The organism is Oerskovia sp. USHLN155 (assembly GCF_037145535.1).
Lineage (GTDB): Bacteria > Actinomycetota > Actinomycetes > Actinomycetales > Cellulomonadaceae > Oerskovia > Oerskovia rustica.
Genome location: NZ_JBBCXG010000003.1, coordinates 338,481 through 355,545, shown reverse-complemented (window position 1 = coordinate 355,545; position 17,065 = coordinate 338,481). Strand labels below are relative to the sequence as shown.

The window sequence follows — 17,065 nt, the reverse complement described above, 5'->3', positions numbered from 1 at the left end:
CCGGTCCCTCGAGGAGAGCGAGGGGCCGGCCGGGCGGGGGTCAGCGGTTCGTCCAGGCCTCGGGGTAGCCGGGCAGGTCCTCGCCGCCGAACTTGGCGTAGTGCAGCGAGGGCATGTCCTTGTTGGCGTCGAGGTAGGCGTCCAGGTCCTCGCCCGTGATGGGCGACTGCGGGAGGACCCACTCGGCCGGGACCTGCTCGCCGTTCCAGATCTTCTGGGCCGCGAGGATCGGGGTGCGCCACTGGAAGTTGGAGTACACGGCGCCCAGGGCGGTCATGTCCGTCTCCTTCCACTTGCGCATGAAGCTCAGCTCGTCCTCGCCCATGAAGACCGGGTAGGGCTTGCCGGCGTCCTCGAACGCCTCGACCGCCGCGACCGCGCCGTCACCGGCGTCCATCCAGATGCCGTCCACGTCACCGCGCTGCAGGTACTGCGTCACGATGTCCTTGATCTTCGCGCCGTCACCACCGGTGAACTCCTGGCCCACGACCTCGAGCTCGCTCTCGGAGAAGATCTTGTCGGCCGCGGCCCAGCGGTTCTCCAGCACGTCGACGCCGGGCAGGATACGCAGGGCCAGGACCTTCGAGCCCGGCTCGAGGTTCTCGACCAGGAACTCGGCACCGTCGGCTCCGTAGGCGTAGCCGCCGATCGGGTGGATGTAGGTCACCATGCAGTCGGAGTTGACGCCACGGTCGAACACGATGACGGGCTTGCCCGACGCGCACGCCGCCTCGACCGCCGGGGTCAGGGTCGCGGTGGTCGACGGCGAGATGATGATCGCGTCGCAGTCACCGGCCTCGACGAACGCCTGGATGTCCGAGATCTGCTTGTTGTCGTCGTCCGCGGCGTCCGAGACGCGGAACTCCGAGATCTCGCCCGAGGCCTTGAGGACCTCGACCTGCTGCTGCATCGTGATGAAGCCCGTCACGCGCCACGGGTTGGAGACCGACGCGTTGGAGAAGCACAGCTTCTTGCCGCCCTCCTTGGCGTACTGCGCGGTGTCCACGTACTCGGGGTCGATCGCCTGCAGCCACGGCTGCTCGCCCGGCCCCTCGGGCACCGCGGTCCGCTGCGCGAGCTGGCGGTCGTAGTCGGCCTGCACGAACCACTGGCTGTTCGCGCCCGACTCGTTCGACTCCTCCCCCGCCTCGGTCGCGGTCTCACCCCCGGCGGGGGCCTCGGGCACGTCGGTGCTGCACGCAGCGGTGAACAGCAGTGCCGCGGTCGCGGCCCCTGCCAAGAGAACTCGAGAGCGTCGCATGTTCCTTCTCCTGATTTTCGGAAGACTTCGTTGTCCTGCCGACGCAACGGGTGCGACGGCCTGTCGGGGACGGATCTGTGTGGCGTTCCGGGTGGTGACCGGAGGACTAGGGCGCTGCTGGCTGGGGCTCCTTGGGGACGGTGGGTTCGGGGACCCCTGCCGGGGGGCTCGGTACGGCCTTGGACCGGCGCGGCATCGCGGCGTAGGCCACCGCGGCGATGATGATCACGCCCTGGACCGCGGGACGGATCGTGGACGGCAGGCTGAGCTGGTTGAACAGGGTGAACAGGGCTTCGAGCGTCAGCGCGCCGGCCATGGCCGCGACCACCGAGCCCCGGCCGCCACCCAGGACGACGCCGCCCAGGACGACCGCCGTGATCGCCATGAACTCCAGGCCCTCGCCCACCTGGGCCGTCACGCCGGCGTAGCCGCCGATGAGGATGCCCGCGACCGTGGCCATGAAGCCGGAGAACAGGAAGGCCCGCGTGCGCACCCACCAGACCGAGGCGCCCGAGAACGCCGCGGCCACGTCGTTGTCGCCGGTCGCGACGAGCGTGCGGCCGAACGGGCGCCGCATCAGGATCACCGCGATCACCCCGAGCACGACCGTGATGAGCACGGCGAACGGGACCTGGAACTGCCCCGGGGTGTCCGGCAGGCCGCCGCGACCCCACTGACGGAAGCCGTCCGTGAGCGAACCCGTGGGCGCCCCGCCGGTCCACAGGCGGATCGCGCCGTAGAGCACGAGCATCATGCCGAGCGTCGTGATGAACGACGGGACCTTCAGGAGCGTGACGATCAAGCCGTTGACGAGCCCGACCGCCAGGCCGAACAGGACCATGAGGCCGATCACGGGCCAGGTCATGGAGTCCTCGCCGTCGATGAGCTTGGCCGCGATGACGACCTGAGCGCCCACGAGCGAGCCGACCGAGAGGTCGAACTCCCCCGACACGATGACGAAGTACTGCCCGATCGCCAGGACGATCAGCGGCGACGCCTTCTTGAGGAAGGCCATGATCGACATGGGCTCGCCGAACGAGGGGTTCATCACGAGGATCGCGACGAACACCACGATCAGCAGGGCGTAGACCGTCCAGGTGCTGCCCGACGTGACGCGCTGGACCCAGCGGGAGAATCCGTTCCCGGTGGTGGCCTGCGGGCCCCCCGGGGTGGTCGGGCTGGTCGTGGGAGTGCTCGCGCTCATCGGGTGGCCTCCTTGCCGGTCGTGGCGGACGGGTTCTCGGGGCCCGCGGCGGAACCTGGCCCTGCCGGGCCGGTGCGGTCCGGCGAGCTCGCCCCGCCCGGTCCGCCTCGGGAGCCGGGTCGGACGGACTGCGCCAGGGCCTTGAACCTCGCTCGGCTGCTCGCGGGGTCGATCTGGCGGCGGGCGTACATGGCGACCGCGGCGATGATGATCGCACCGCGCAGGACGTCCTTGAAGAACGGGCTGACGTCGAGCACGTTGAACACGGTGTCGAGCGAGGCGAGGATCAGGACGCCGGCGATGGTGCCGAGGATCGAGCCGCGCCCTCCCATGAGCAGGGTCCCGCCGAGCACCACGGCCGCGATCGAGTTGAGGTCGTAGCCGTACGTGTAGACCAGGGCGTTGCCCGTGCCGAAACGTGCCGCGATGAGGAGGCCGGCGATGCCCGCGCACAGCGAGCACAGGACGTGGGCCAGGACGATCGACCGGTCCGTGCGGATCCCCGAGAGACGGGCGACGTCGATGTTCCCGCCGACCGCGAACATGTGATAGCCCGGACGGGTGCGGGTCAGGAGCACGACGCCGAGCACCATGACCACCGCGAGCACGATGACCGAGACCGGCACCGGACCGATGCGCGTGTACCCGAAGCCCTGGAAGGCCTTGGGGACCTCGCCCGACGGGCCCTTGAACTGCGTGTCGAGGTAGCCCTTGATGATGAGGCCGACACCGAGCGTCGCGATGAACGAGTTCACGCGGAGCTTCGAGATGACGAGCCCGTTGACCAGCCCGACGCCCGCGGCGACCGCGAGCGCCGCGACCACGCCGAGCCAGATGCGCGACGGGTCACCGGCCATGGTCGTGGCGGCCACCAGCGAGGACCAGGCCACGACGTACCCGACCGACAGGTCGAGCGACTTGCACAGGATGACGAACGTCTGGCCGATCGCGACGAAGCCCAGCAGGCTCGTCTGGGACAGCAGGTAGAACAGGTTCCCCTGGCTGAAGAAGCTGCCGCCCTGCGCGGCGACGAGCCCGGCCGAGACGACCAGGATGCCGACGAGCGCGAGGTAGACGATCCCCGTCGAGCCGAGCCGGCGCCGTCGGGGACCGGAGGTCGTGCTCCCCGCCCGGGGCGAAGCGGTGCTCACCGCGGTGCTCATTTCTCCTCCTGGAGGGTGTCGCTGTGCGCGGGACGGGCTGTCCGGACGCTGGACCCGACGGGGACGTCGAGCGCGGAGAGGTCGACCTCGACGTGCTCCGACGTGTCTCCGGCCCCGGTCGCGAGCGCCATGATGGTCTCCTCGTCGCTGCCCGCGGGGAGCTCGCCGGCGACCCGGCCGTCGCGCATCACGAGGATGCGGTCGGCCATCGCGACGACCTCGGGGAGCTCGGACGAGATGAGCAGGATCGCGACGCCGCGCGCCGTCAGGGTGCGCATGAGGTCGTAGACCGCGCGCTTGGCGCCGACGTCGATGCCACGCGTGGGTTCGTCGAGGACGATGACCGACGGGTCCGTCACGAGCCACTTGGCCAGGACGACCTTCTGCTGGTTCCCGCCCGAGAGGTACTGGACCTCGGCGTCCTTGGAGCGCGAGACGAGGTCGAGCGACGACAGGATGCCGGGGATCGCCTTGGCGCGGCGGTCGGAGGAACCGGGGGTCACGGCGTCGAGCACGAGCCGTGCGTTCGCGGAGATCGACTGCTCGAGCGCGAGTCCCTCGGCCTTGCGGTCCTCGGTCACGAGCGCGAGCCCGAGCCGGACGGCCTCGCGTGCCGAGCCCACCGTGACGGGCTTGCCGTCGAGCAGGACCGTGCCCCGGGTGAACGGCGCGACGCCGAACACGCCGTGCGCGATCTCGGTACGACCGCTGCCCTGGAGTCCCGCGAGGGCCACGATCTCCCCCGCGCGGACCTCGAGGTCGATCCCGTCGACCTGGGTGTTGCCCGCACCGTCGAGCGCGAGCTTGACGGCGCCGGGCACCGTGCCCGGGTCCTTGTCCGGGTAGTAGCCCGCGAACTCGCGACCCACCATGGTCCGTACGAGCTGGTCCGGGGTGATGTCGGCCGTCGCGGTCGTCAGGACGAAGTCGCCGTCCTTGAGGACCGTGATGGTGTCGCAGAGGTCGAAGATCTCCTTGAGGCGGTGCGAGACGTAGAGGATCGCGACGCCTCGGGAGCGCAGCTGCTGGACGAGCGCGTAGAGCAGCTCGACCTCCTGGTCGGCGAGCGCGGCGGTGGGCTCGTCCATCGAGATGATGCGGGCGTCGTAGGAGACGGCCTTGACGATCTCGACGATCTGCTGTTCGGCCACGGAGAGCGAACCGACCCGCATCCACGACGCGAGGCCGTGCAGACCGAGGTCGGCGAGCAGCTCGTCCGTGTCGCGGGCCATGCGACCGGCGTCCACGAGCCCGAACCGGCGCGGCTCGCGGCCGAGGTACACGTTCTCCGCGACCGTGCGCTCGGGCAGGAGGTTGAACTCCTGGAAGACGGTCGAGACCCCGGCGGCCTGGGCCGCGAGCGGCGACGCGAACGCGACGGGCTTCCCGTCGAGCTCCATGGTGCCCGCGTCGGGCTGGTGGACCCCGGCGATGATCTTCATGAGCGTGGACTTGCCGGCGCCGTTCTCCCCGACGAGCGCGTGGACCTCACCGGGTCGCACGTCGAGGTCGATGCCGCGCAGGACAGAGTTGCCGAAGAAGACCTTGCCGATGCCCCGCAGCTGCAGGAGGGGCGCGGTCACGCCCTCGCCTGCCGTCGGTGCTGTCATGCCTCTACCTCCACCCAGGTGCCGGTGCGTGCGGAACGGGCCACGGCCTCGGCGAGGTGTGCGGCCCGGAGGCCGTCGGCGAACGTGGGCAGGCCGTCGGGCGTGCGCCCGGTGATGGCCGCCGCGGTGTCGCCGACGAGCGCGTCGAAGCAGTCCTGGTATCCCTGCGGGTGTCCTGCGGGGAGCCGGGAGTAGCGGGCAGCCTCGGGCGTGAGGGCCTCGGGGTTGCGGATGAGCAGGCGGCTCGTGTCGCGGCGGCCCTCCCAGAGGGTCTCTGGCCCCTCCTGGTCGAACGCGAGCGTCGACTCGGAGCCCGAGATCTCGAGGAAGAGCCGGTTCTTGCGGCCTGCCGAGACCTGGCTGATGACCGCCGAGCCGAGCGCTCCGCCGTCGGTCTCGTACTGCAGGGTCACGGCGTCCTCGGTGCGGACCGGCGCGGGGCGCCCGTCGGCGCCCGTGCGCTCGGCGTTGATCGTCGCCGTCTGCGCGACGAGCCGCGCGATGCGCTGGCCCGTCGTGAACTCGAGGAGGTCGCAGAAGTGGGAGCCGATGTCGCCGAACGCGCGGCTCGCGCCGCCGAGGGCGGGATCGACGCGCCAGTTGTCGTCGCTGGCCCGCAGGAGCCAGTCCTGGAGGTAGGAGCCGTGCACGAGGCTGATGGTGCCGACCGCCCCGCTGCGGACCCGGGCGCGCGCCTCGCGCACCATGGGGTGGAAGCGGTAGGCGAAGGGCACGACGGCGACGCGGCCGTCCGCGGCGGCGGCCTCCTCGGCGAGACCGGCGAGCGCGATCGCGCCCCCGAGGTCCATCGCGAGGGGCTTCTCGCACACCACGTGCTTGCCCGCGGCCAGCGCCGCCGTGGCGAGCGGGACGTGCAGGAAGTTGGGGGTGCAGATGTGCACCACGTCGATGTCCGGGTCGTCGATGAGCTCCTGCGACGTGGCCGCGTACCCCAGTGCCCCGAGGTCGGCGGCGGCCTCGCGCGCCCCCGGCGCGTCGATGCCGGCGACGGAGACAAGGTCTCCCCCGGCCGTGCGGATCGCACGGGCGTGGACCTCGCCGATGAAGCCGGTGCCGATGATGCCGGCGCGGTAGCCCGCGGCGGGTAGCCGGCTCGGCAGCAGGTCGGTCGCTGGACGTTCGGGGACGGGGGTGGTCGCGGCCCCCACGACTGGGCGGCCGCCCAGGACGGACGGCTCCGTCCTGGTGGCGGGGGCATCGATGGCCCCGAGGTCTCGCGCGACTTCTTCGGCTCGCATGTCCCTTACCGTAGGGCGACTTATGACGAGCGTCAAGCAAAAGCCGGATGTTTGATGTCACCGTTCGGTAACTCCATCGGTTAAACAATTACGGAAGCCCGCCATTCCGCGGGAAACCGTCCCCCGACCGGCGCAGAACCCCGCTCCGCAGGCCGGAAGCGGGCGCCGCGAACGCGCTCCGGGACGACCCCGGCACCCCGGCGCCGGCGCCGCGCCGCACACGCCGAAGGGCGCCCTCCCGGGACGGGAGGACGCCCTCGCGGTGAGCTCGAGGCCTACTCCTTGGTCGAGAACGCCGCGTCGAACGCCGCCTCCGGCGCCTCGAACGCGTACTGCTTCACGAAGGCGAGCGCCTCGGGCGCACCCACGAGGCGGTCCATGCCCGCGTCCTCCCACTCGACCGAGATCGGGCCTTCGTAGCCGATGCTGTTGAGCATCCGGAAGGCGTCCTCCCAGGGCACGTCGCCGTGGCCGGTCGAGATGAAGTCCCAGCCACGACGGGGGTCGGCCCACGCCAGGTGCGACCCCAGCCGCCCGTTACGGCCGTTGTGCATGCGCTTCTTCGTGTCCTTGCAGTCCACGTGGTAGATCCGGTCCTGGAAGTCCCACAGGAAACCGACCGGGTCCAGGTCCTGCCACACCATGTGGCTCGGGTCCCAGTTGAGGCCGAACGCCTTGCGGTGACCGATCGCCTCGAGCGTGCGGACCGTGGTCCAGTAGTCGTACGCGATCTCGCTCGGGTGCACCTCGTGGGCGAAGCGGACCCCGACCTCGTCGAACACGTCGAGGATCGGGTTCCAGCGGTCCGCGAAGTCCTGGTAGCCCGCGTCGATCATGTCCTGCGACGCCGGCGGGAACATCGCGACGTACTTCCAGATCGACGAGCCCGTGAAGCCGACGACCGTCTTGACGCCCAGCTTCGCCGCGAGACGAGCGGTGTTCTTCATCTCCTCGGCCGCGCGCTGACGCACGCCCTCGGGGTCGCCGTCGCCCCACACGCGGTCCGACAGGATGTCACGGTGCCGCTGGTCGATCGGGTCGTCGCACACCGCCTGCCCCTTGAGGTGGTTCGAGATCGCGTAGACCTTCAGGCCGTGCGCCTCGAGCAGAGCGAGCTTGCCCGCGACGTACTCCTCGTCGTCCCAGCGCCACGGGTCCAGGTGGTCGCCCCAGCAGGCGATCTCCAGACCGTCGTAGCCCCAGCCCGACGCGAGGCGCACGACCTCCTCGAAGGGCAGGTCGGCCCACTGGCCGGTGAACAGGGTGATGGGTCGTGCCATGTCGATGTCTCCTTCGATCCGACGCCCGTGGTCCGGGAAGTCTCGGTGGTCGTCCTGTGGTCTGGTGGTCTCGATGAGGGGCGCCCTACGGGCGCTACGGGCGCTCAGCGGCCGTCGCGCGGCGACGGAGCACGAGCACGGCGCCCGCTGCGAGGAGCAGGACCGCGCCCCCCACGACGAGCGCCGTCGTCGGGACGCCCGAGCCCTCGTCGCTCGCCGCCGCTGCCGCTGCCGCTGCCGAGGCACCTTCGCCCTCGGCACCGACCTCCGTGTCGCCCTCCGCAGGTGCGGGCGCGGCGGGCGGCGGGACCACGTCGATCTGCGAGGTCGCGGTCGTGGCGACCGGCGTGGTCGTCGTCGCGGTCACGGTCCAGTGGCCGTCGGTCAGCACGTCCGGCGCGGACGTGTACCAGCCGACGCCCTCCGAGGCCGACGAGAGCTGGAGGGGGCCGATCTCCGTCCCGGCGTCGGACACCGCCGTGACCATGACGTCGACGATCTCCTCGACCGGGTGCCCGTCCGTCTTGTAGGTCACGTTGACCGAGATGCCGCCGGCGCCGTCGCCGCCGATCGACAGGATGATGTCGCCACCGTGCGCGCTCGCGGGCACCGCGCCGAGCACGGTCGCGAGCAGCGTCCCGAGCAGCAGGGCCATGCCTGCGGCCGCGGCCGCGCGCACGCGCCCGAGGGCGCCGGTCAGGGGGCCGGAGCGGGCGCGAGGGCGCGGGGTGCGCGCCCGGTCGGGACCGGTGTGCCGGTTCGCCTGCTGAGTCATGTCGCTCATCACCTCGTCGTGAAGGAAGGGGTCGTGCGTCGGGCTGTGCGGCCCGGTGGACCGAACGGTACTGCTGGACGTGCGGTGCACGACCGCGCCTAGCGCGGCGGTGCAGCCGGTGGTGCTCGCCCGCGGGACGCATGTCCCGCGGGTGCCCCCTCCGGTCTCGGAGGGGGTGGCTCCCGGCACCGGCCGGAGCACCGGGGTTCCGGTGCCGGGGGCCGGTGCTCCCAGGACGCCGACTCGCGTCGTCGTCCGGGGAGCACCCGGGTGTGCGCGGCCTTCGACCGTGCTGGCGAGGTCCCGGCCGAAGGGCCCTCGTCAGCACACGTCGGTCGACGCTCCACGGCACACCGGTCGTTGCCGGTGAGGTGGGGGGGGCCCCCCCCCCCCCCCCCCGGGGGGGGGGGGGGGGGGGCCGGGGGGCCCCCCCCCCCCCCTCACCGGGGCCGGTCAGCCGCAGCTCGCCGCGGCGTGGTCGACCGTGTAGGTGGTGGTCCTCCCCTCGGCGTCCGTCGCGGTGACCGTGACCTGTCCGGCGTCGATCGACGCCGCACGGGTCGCGAACGACTGGTGGGCGGACTTGCCCGCCGCGACGCCCGTGAAGGTCTTGGTGCCGTAGGCCGAGCGGACCACGATCGTGACCGGGGCGTCGCCCGAGTTCACGGCCGTGACCGAGAGCGTCACGCGGTTCGCGACGCACTTGGGGGCTGCCGAGACCGTCACGGGGACGGTCTCGCCGGCGGGCACGTCGACCGACTGCGCCGTGACGTTCCCGGCCAGGTCGGTCGCCCGGTACGCGAACGTCACGGCCTCGTCACCGACGGCGACCGGGGCGTCGTACGCGGCCCAGGTCGTCCCGTCGAGCGAGTACTCGACCGACGCGACGCCCGAGACGGCGTCCGTGGCGACGACCTCGACCGTGCGGTCCTCGCGCAGCGTCGCCGCCACGCTCGGGCCGTCGGCGTCGATCTTGACCGCCACGTCGGCGCCCGTCACGTTCTCGGTGCCGGCCGAGGCCCGCACCTTGAGCGTGTGCTCGCCCGGGGCCGCCACGACCACGGGGGCCGTGTACTCGGCCCACGCGCCGCCGTCGAGCTGGTACTCGCGGTAGACCTGCTGGCCGGCCGCACCGCCCGTGGTGGCGACCGTGACGGTCACCGGACCGGTCCACCAGCCGTTCGCGCCCGACGGCGAGGCCGGGTCGAGCGACCCGCTCACCGTGAGCGGCTCCGCTGCCGGGCCCACGACCTTGAAGTGCTCGAAGGTCGCGGTCGCGGAGGCCTGCTGGCCCGCTCCCAGGGCGTACAGACCGATCTTCGCGTCTGCCAGACCCGGGTTGGTCACCTTCTCGGCGATCTCGGTCCACGTCACGCCGTCGGCGCTGTACGAGCCCGTGTAGGTCGTGCCCACCTTGGCCAGACGCAGCCACCACACGCCCTGCGACAGGTTGTTGACGTTGGGCTGCGGGTTGAGGACGGTCGCGCCGGCCTCGCTGCGCATCTCGAGACCACGGTCGACCGCCGCGCCCGGCTGGTTCTTCGTGATGAAGTCCAGCTTGACGTAGTTGTCGTCGTCGCCGTAGAGGATCAGACCACCCTGCTGGTACTGCTGGTCGAACGTCGAGCCGTCGACCTTGGTCTCGACGGTCCAGTCACCGGCGGGCTGGTCCTGCAGGACGATGTTCGGCACGTCGGTGTTGCCCGTGCCGTAGATGTCCGTGGGCGTCGTGTCGATCTCGAGCTTGCCACCGGCTACCCGGAGGCCCGATGCGTCGGGACGGACCACGGAGCTCCAGCGGCAGCCGTCGAGCGACGTCCCCTCGAACTCGTCGTCCGGCCCGGCCGCGGTGGCCGTGTCGTCCGGCGTGATGTGGAACCAGTCGAACTTCGCATCGACCACGTCCGGGACGGATCCGTCGTTCGCGAACGCGACGAGCCCGATCTTCGGGTTCACGAGCCCGTGCAGCGACTTGGTCTCGGACATGGCCGTGAAGTCCAGGCCGTCGGCCGAGTAGTACGCCCGCAGGTTCGACCCGTCGCTCGTGTAGCGCACGTAGAACGTGTCCGGGAAGTCCGTCGTGATGTTCACGTTGGACGCGGCGACCTCGTTCGGCGTGCCGTTCTCCTCGCGGATGAACTGGAAGACGCGCGAGTTCGGGTTGGCCCCGGTCCCGCGGCCCTGGATGACCATCTTGGCGTAGTTGTCACCGTCGCCCCACAGGAGCAGACCGGCCTGCTGGTACTGCGCGCGTGCCGGGAAGGTGACCTTGGTGGTCGCCGTCCACGGGCCCGAGGGCAGGTCCTGCAGGACGATGTTGGACACCGGTCCCTCGCCCTGGCCGTAGAAGTCCGCCTTGCTCGCGGGGATCACCAGGTGACCACCGGAGACCGCGAGCTTCTGGTCACGACGGATGATCGTGGACCAGCGGTCCTCGTCCACCGCGGTGCCCGTGAAGTCGTCCGAGCGGCCCGAGAAGCACATGACCGGACCGGCCTCGTTGACCTTGATGTTCACGTACTTGACCGTGTAGGCGCCACCGGCGTCGGTCACGCGGACCTGGAGCCGGTAGGTGCCGGCGGCCGTGTACGTGTGCGAGAACTCGGGACCGCCGTCGACGAACCCGCCGCCCAGCCCGTCGTCCCACGCGTACACCAGGTCGGACGCCTCGCCGTCGGGGTCGGTGCCCGTCGCGGTCGCGGTGACCGTCAGCGGGGCCGGACCGACGAGCGTGGGCACGTCGAGCTCGACGTCGGGACGGATGTTGTCCGTCACGCCGCGCCCCTCGATGTCCATCCAGTTGACGTTGATGCCGCCCGAGAGCAGGACGAAGTACAGCGTCCCGCTGCCTTCCGGCACGTTCGTCAGCTGCGTCGACACGTCGCGGTAGACCTGCCAGTCGCCCGTGTTCGGCACGGTGATCCGGCCGATCTCGGGGCCGTCCGCCGCGTCCCAGCGCAGCGAGACCACGCCGTTCGCGTTGGGCGAGGCCACGCGCAGGCTGATCGCCTCGACGTTGGCCAGGCTCACGGGCTCGTGCGCCCACCAGTCACCGGGCTCGACGTAGCCCAGGTTCTGACCGCCGCCCGCGGAGTCCGAGGTGGTCTCCTTCTGGACGCCGGGGGTGCCGCCGGTGCCGATCGAGGTCTCACGACCCGTCGAGGTGTAGAACTCCGACTGGACGCGCTTGGGCTGGAGCACCTGCAGCGCGTTGCCCGTGAGGGGCACGCCGGCGTCGCCGCCGTCGTCCGTGTACGAGCCCTCGATGACCCAGAAGATGTTCGACTCGATGCCGTGCCCCTCGTCGCGAGCGGTCTGGAGCACGCCCTCGCAGCCGTACAGCTCCTCCATGGGGTGCGCGTGCGAGTCGTGGCCGAGCGAGGTGCGCAGCGCCACCGTGGAGCAGTCCACCTCACCGTCGGGGTCGTCGACCGTGATCCGGTAGCGGACCTGGTCGCCCCACTCGAAGAACCCGCCGTTGTCCGGGAACTCGATCTTCACCACGGGCGCCTGGTTGCCGACGACGACCGTGACGTTCGCGACGGCGAGCTTGCCGTCGGAGTCGCTCACCGTGAGCTGCGCCGTGTAGGAGCCGTTCTCGGTGTAGGTGTGGGTCGGGTTCGCCTCGGTCGAGGGTGCGGAACCGTCGCCGAACGTCCACTGGAGCGAGATGGGCTCGCCCGCCGGGTGGCGGGTGCCCTCGGAGGAGAACTGGACCGTCAGGGGCGCGGAGCCGCTCGTCACGTCCGCCTGCGCGTGCGCGATGGGCGACGGGTCGCCCTGGACGTAGTTGACCTTGTAGACCGCGCTCGAGTCGTTGTTGCCACCGAAGCCCGAGCCCCAGTCGATCACGTACAGCGCACCGTCGGGACCGAAGTCGAAGTCCATCGGACGGTCGAACCCGTTGGACGGGTCGAGCACGCCCGGCAGCACCCGGTTGATGTCGACGATCTGGTCACGCTTGTCGCCGTCGAGCTGGATCGAGAACATCGTGCCGTGGTTCCACTCGCCGAACAGCGCCTTGCCGTCCCAGTACGCGGGCCACTTCACGTCGGAGTCGAGCTCGGGGTCGAACTCGTACACGGGGCCGCCCATGGGCGCGCCGCCGCCACCGATCTCGGGGAACTGCGGGTTGGCCGCGCCGGTGTACCAGATCTCGGCGGCCGTGGCGGCCGGGAGCTTCTGGATGCCCGTGTTGTTGGGCGAGTCGTTGGTCGCGCCCGCCGCGCAGTCGAACGACGCACCGGACTGGCCGGTCGCGAAGTTGTAGTCGATGTAGGACGTGTTGGCGCCGGTGCAGTACGGCCAGCCGTAGAAGCCCGGCTCGCTCACGACGTTCCACTCGACCGCGCCACGAGGACCGCGGGCCGGGTCGGCCGCCCCCGAGTCGGGACCGTAGTCACCGACCAGGACGTTGCCCGACGCCGGGTCGAGACCGATCCGGAACGGGTTGCGGAAGCCCATGGCGTAGATCTCGGGGCGCGTCTTGTCCGTGCCCGGGGCGAACATGTTGCCCTCGGGGACCGTGTACGTCCCGTCGTCCTGCGGCGTGATGCGCAGCACCTTGCCGCGCAGGTCGTTCGAGTTCGCCGACGAGCCCTGCGCGTCGAAGTTCTTGCGACCGGGGCGCTCGTCGGTCGGGGTGAAACCGCCCGACTCGAACGGGTTGGTGTTGTCCCCCGTGGCGAGGATCAGGTTGCCGTCCTCGTCGAAGATCATGTCCCCGCCCGCGTGGCAGCACGTGTCGCGCTGCGTCGCCACGGTCAGGAGCTTCTTCTCGCTCGCGAGGTCGAACGTCTTGGACGCCGTGTCGTACGTGAAGCGCGAGATCCGGTTGTGCGGGCCGTCCGACCCGACGTTCGCGGGCGACCAGTAGGCGTAGAGCCAACCGTTCGCGGCGAAGTCCGGGTCGAGCACCAGGCCCAGCAGCCCGTCCTCGTTCGCCTGCGTCACGTTCAGCGTGAGCGCCGTCGAGGTGACGTTGGCGTCGTGGTCGATGCGGCGGACGCGGCCGTCACGCTCGGCGTAGAACACCGTGCCGTCGGGGGCGACGTCGAGCATCATCGGGTTGCTCGTGTCCTCGTCGAGCGCGACGCGCTCGAAGCTCGCGCTCTGCGTCGCGTTGCAGTCCGAGTCGACGACGCCCGCGGCGGTCTGGATGCCGCCCAGCAGGTGCTCGACGAAGTTCGGCTCGGTGTAGCTGGCCTGCGTGTGGCCGCCACCGGTGTACCAGGAGCGCCCGCCCTCGTAGGTCTGGCACCAGGCGATCGGGTGGTCGGAGCCCATCTTGGCGCTGCCCGCGTCGTAGGACGTCTCGTCGAGGCTCGCGAGCACGTGCACCTTGTCGCGCGGGCTCGTGCGGAAGTTGTACCACTCGTCGTGCCGGTCCCACCGGGACGGCAGGTGCGCGGTCGAGGGGTGGACGCCGTCCTCGACCTTGATCGTGGCGTCCTGGTTCTGCGGGTGGCCGGAGAAGTAGGCGCCCACGAGGCCGCCGTACCAGGGCCAGTCGTACTCGGTGTCGGACGCCGCGTGCACGCCGGCGTAGCCGCCACCGTTCGCGACGTACCGCTCGAACGAGGCCTGCTGCTCGGTGTTGAGCACGTCGCCGGTCGTCGAGAGCCAGATCACGACCTCGTACTGTGCGAGGTTCGCGTCGTTGAAGTCGGCGGCGTCCTCCGTGACGTCGACCGTGAAGCCGTTCTCGGTGCCGAGCTTCTCGATCGCCGCGATCCCGGCCGGGATCGCGTCGTGCCGGAACCCGGCGGTCTTGGAGAAGATCAGGGCGTCGAAGGGCGCCGCGGCGGCCTCCGGGGCTGCCGCGACGGACGCGGCGGGCTGGACGGAGCTGAGGGAGGCGCCCGGTTCAGCGGCGAATGCCGCCGCCCCGGTCGCCATGGACAGTGGGAGGGCCACCGCGGTAGCGGCGACGGCCGCGACCGTGCGCATCGTTGCGCGCGGTGCTCTCCAGAGCACGTTTCTCACCAAGGACTCCTTGTGATGATGGGACAAGGGTGCTGCGCTCCGGGGCGACGACGGCATCGGCCATGACCCGTCGTCGCCGGTGACGGACCTGCTCCGCCGGGCATCTCGCACCACGTTCCACGTGGCTCTCCCGCCGGTCCGGCGGGACGGTCGACCTCCTCTCAGATCTGCTGCCAGTCGCTGTCGGACGCAGCGCTGCGCTCGACGGCTTCGAGGATTCGCTGGACGGCCAGGCCGTCGGCGAAGGACGGGGTGGGCTGGGTGCCGGCCGCGACGTCGCGCACGAGGTCGACGGCCTGGTGCGTGAACGCGTGCTCGTAGCCGAGGCCGTGGCCCGCGGGCCACCAGCTCGCGATGTACGCGTGCTGCGGCTCGGTCACGACGATCCGCCGGAAGCCCGCGACCTGCGGGTCGTCGGACGCGTCGAAGAAGTGCAGGACGTTCATGTCCTCGAAGTCGAACGCCACGGAGCCGCGCGACCCGTTGATCTCGAGGCGGATCGCGTTCTTGCGGCCGTAGGCGAAGCGGGTGGCCTCGAAGACCCCCAGCCCGCCGCCCGTGAGCCGCGCGAGGAAGACCGCGGCGTCGTCGACCGTGACCGGGCCCTTCTCGGTGCCGGCGGTACCGGACAGTCCCGAGAAGCCGGTCGCGATCGGGCGCTCGTCGACGAACGTCTCGAGGATCCCCGAGACTCCGGTGATCGACTCGCCCGTGATGAACTGCGCGAGGTCGATGATGTGCGCCCCGATGTCGCCGAGCGCCCCGGACCCCGCCTTGGTCTTGTCGAGCCGCCACGAGAGCGGCACGTTCTCGTCGGCGATCCAGTCCTGGAGGTACTGGGCGCGTACGTGGCGGATCGTGCCGATCCGGCCGTCGACGACGAGCTGGCGCGCGAGCTGGACCGCGGGGACCCGGCGGTACGTGAAGCCGACCGTGGAGAGCACCCCGCGCTCGGCCGCCGCCTCGGCGGCAGCGACCATGAGCTCGGCCTCGGCGACCGTGTTGGCCAGCGGCTTCTCGCACAGCACGTGCTTGCCGGCCTCGAGCGCCGCGATCGCGATCTCGGCGTGCGTGTCGCCCGGGGTGCAGATGTCGACCAGGTCGACGTCGTCGCGCGCCACGAGCCTGCGCCAGTCGGTCTCGACGTCTCGCCAGCCGAGCCTGTCCGCGGCGGCGGTGACCGCGTCCGCGTTCCGGCCGGCCAGGACGCGCATCTCGGGCGCGAGCGGCAGGTCGAAGAACCGCGGTGCGGTGCGCCATCCCTGCGAGTGGGCAGCCCCCATGAACGAGTACCCGACCATGCCGATCCCGAGGGTCGGGTGACCGTCTTGCGCCATCTCAGGCACTTCCTTTCGTGGTGGACGTCACGGGCGGGCCGGGTGCCGGGGCGACCGGCCCGCCCGTGACGACGGGGTGGGACGTGCTCAGGACTGGAAGGCCGACGGCAGGTACTCGTCGACGTTGTCCTTGGTCACGACCGGCGCGTAGAGCTGGATCTGGCGCGGGACACCCATCGAGGCGAGGTCGCTCATCGACTTACCCTGGACCGCGAGGCGGGCGAGCTTGACGCCGTCGGCGGCCTGCGTGGACGGGTAGACGACCGTGGCCTGCAGGACCGTGTCGCCCGCCTTGATGTCCTCCATGACGTCCTTCGAGCCGGCGCCGCCGACCATGAAGAACTCGTCACGGCCGGCCGCGTCGATCGCGGAGAGCACGCCGATGCCCTGGTCGTCGTCGTGGTTCCAGATCGCGTCGATCTTGGGTGCGGCCTGGAGGAGGTTCGACGCGGCCTGCTCGCCGCCCTGGACGGTGAAGTCGGCCGCGACGCGGTTGCTCACGTCGAGCCCGCAGCCCTCGAGCGCGTCGGCGAAGCCCTTGCTGCGGTCCTGCGTCAGGGGCAGCGAGTCGATGCCGGCGATCTCGGCGACGACGGCGTCCGGGTTGTCGCCGAGCTGCTCGCAGATGTACGTGCCGGCGCTCACGCCCATGCCGTAGTTGTCACCGAGGACGGTGGCGCGGGCGGCGAACGGGCTGGAGAACTCGCGGTCGACGTTGATGACCGTGATCCCGGCCTCCATGGCGTCGGTCGCGACCTCGGTCAGTGCCGCGCCGTCGAACGGCAGGATGACGATCGCGTCGACGCCGTCGTTGATGAAGGTCTCGATCTGGCTGATCTGGAGGTTGACGTCGTTGGTGCCCTCGGCGACCTTGAGGTCGACGTCGTCGTACTTGGCGGCCTCGGCCTGGGCGGCCTTGGTGATGGCCCCCATCCAGCCGTGGTCGGCGGCCGGGGCCGAGAACCCGATGACGACCTTGTCGCCCGACGCGTCGTTGTCGGACGACGCGACCGGGGCGGCGGCGGCGCCGGTCTCCTCGGCCTCGGGGGTGTTCGAGGTGCAGGCCGAGGCGAACAGCGCGACCGAGGTGAGAGCCACGGTGGCGAGGGTCAGACGGCGACGCACCGAGGTGCGGGTACGAGCGGACATGAGGATCTCCCTTGATTCTGGTCCTGCTGGTGCTGGTTGGGA

Annotated in this window: 10 protein-coding genes; all 10 read right to left on the bottom strand. The window is 71.0% G+C overall.

Annotation, left to right across the window (positions count from 1 at the left end; all coding sequences use genetic code 11):
• Positions 1–40 precede the first annotated feature (40 nt).
• A complete protein-coding gene (locus WFH32_RS06315) occupies positions 41–1,261 on the bottom strand; it encodes a substrate-binding domain-containing protein (RefSeq protein WP_336706551.1) in 1,221 nt (406 codons plus the stop codon).
• A 106-nt stretch (positions 1,262–1,367) separates the two neighbouring features.
• Entirely contained in the window at positions 1,368–2,465 is a 1,098-nt protein-coding gene (locus WFH32_RS06310) for an ABC transporter permease (RefSeq protein ID WP_191798394.1), read from the bottom strand.
• A complete protein-coding gene (locus tag WFH32_RS06305; protein WP_191798396.1) occupies positions 2,462–3,628 on the bottom strand; it encodes an ABC transporter permease in 1,167 nt (388 codons plus the stop codon). The genes WFH32_RS06310 and WFH32_RS06305 overlap by 4 nt, the downstream gene beginning before the upstream one ends.
• Positions 3,625–5,238, bottom strand: a complete 1,614-nt coding sequence (locus tag WFH32_RS06300; RefSeq protein WP_191798398.1) for a sugar ABC transporter ATP-binding protein — start codon at positions 5,236–5,238, stop codon at positions 3,625–3,627. Before WFH32_RS06300 ends, WFH32_RS06305 begins: the two co-directional genes overlap by 4 nt.
• On the bottom strand, positions 5,235–6,497 hold the full coding sequence (locus WFH32_RS06295; protein WP_191798400.1) for a Gfo/Idh/MocA family protein: 1,263 nt from the start codon (positions 6,495–6,497) through the stop codon (positions 5,235–5,237). Before WFH32_RS06295 ends, WFH32_RS06300 begins: the two co-directional genes overlap by 4 nt.
• 275 nt (positions 6,498–6,772) lie before the next feature.
• Entirely contained in the window at positions 6,773–7,777 is a 1,005-nt protein-coding gene (locus WFH32_RS06290) for a sugar phosphate isomerase/epimerase family protein (protein WP_191798402.1), read from the bottom strand.
• A 94-nt stretch (positions 7,778–7,871) separates the two neighbouring features.
• Positions 7,872–8,561: a hypothetical protein gene (locus tag WFH32_RS06285; protein WP_336706550.1), complete on the bottom strand. Its 690-nt coding sequence runs from the start codon at positions 8,559–8,561 to the stop codon at positions 7,872–7,874.
• A 444-nt stretch (positions 8,562–9,005) separates the two neighbouring features.
• A complete protein-coding gene (locus tag WFH32_RS06280) occupies positions 9,006–14,537 on the bottom strand; it encodes a ThuA domain-containing protein (RefSeq protein WP_336706549.1) in 5,532 nt (1,843 codons plus the stop codon).
• A gap of 161 nt (positions 14,538–14,698) precedes the next feature.
• Positions 14,699–15,874, bottom strand: a complete 1,176-nt coding sequence (locus WFH32_RS06275; RefSeq protein ID WP_191797527.1) for a Gfo/Idh/MocA family protein — start codon at positions 15,872–15,874, stop codon at positions 14,699–14,701.
• A gap of 87 nt (positions 15,875–15,961) precedes the next feature.
• Entirely contained in the window at positions 15,962–17,023 is a 1,062-nt protein-coding gene (locus WFH32_RS06270) for a substrate-binding domain-containing protein (RefSeq protein ID WP_191797525.1), read from the bottom strand.
• Positions 17,024–17,065: the final 42 nt, after the last annotated feature.

Coding starts and splice junctions, on each gene's coding strand:
- WFH32_RS06315 (WP_336706551.1), bottom strand. CDS start 1,261: ATGCGACGCTCTCGAGTTCTCTTGGCAGGGGCCGCGACCGCGGCACTG.
- WFH32_RS06310 (WP_191798394.1), bottom strand. CDS start 2,465: ATGAGCGCGAGCACTCCCACGACCAGCCCGACCACCCCGGGGGGCCCG.
- WFH32_RS06305 (WP_191798396.1), bottom strand. CDS start 3,628: ATGAGCACCGCGGTGAGCACCGCTTCGCCCCGGGCGGGGAGCACGACC.
- WFH32_RS06300 (WP_191798398.1), bottom strand. CDS start 5,238: ATGACAGCACCGACGGCAGGCGAGGGCGTGACCGCGCCCCTCCTGCAG.
- WFH32_RS06295 (WP_191798400.1), bottom strand. CDS start 6,497: ATGCGAGCCGAAGAAGTCGCGCGAGACCTCGGGGCCATCGATGCCCCC.
- WFH32_RS06290 (WP_191798402.1), bottom strand. CDS start 7,777: ATGGCACGACCCATCACCCTGTTCACCGGCCAGTGGGCCGACCTGCCC.
- WFH32_RS06285 (WP_336706550.1), bottom strand. CDS start 8,561: ATGAGCGACATGACTCAGCAGGCGAACCGGCACACCGGTCCCGACCGG.
- WFH32_RS06275 (WP_191797527.1), bottom strand. CDS start 15,874: ATGGCGCAAGACGGTCACCCGACCCTCGGGATCGGCATGGTCGGGTAC.
- WFH32_RS06270 (WP_191797525.1), bottom strand. CDS start 17,023: ATGTCCGCTCGTACCCGCACCTCGGTGCGTCGCCGTCTGACCCTCGCC.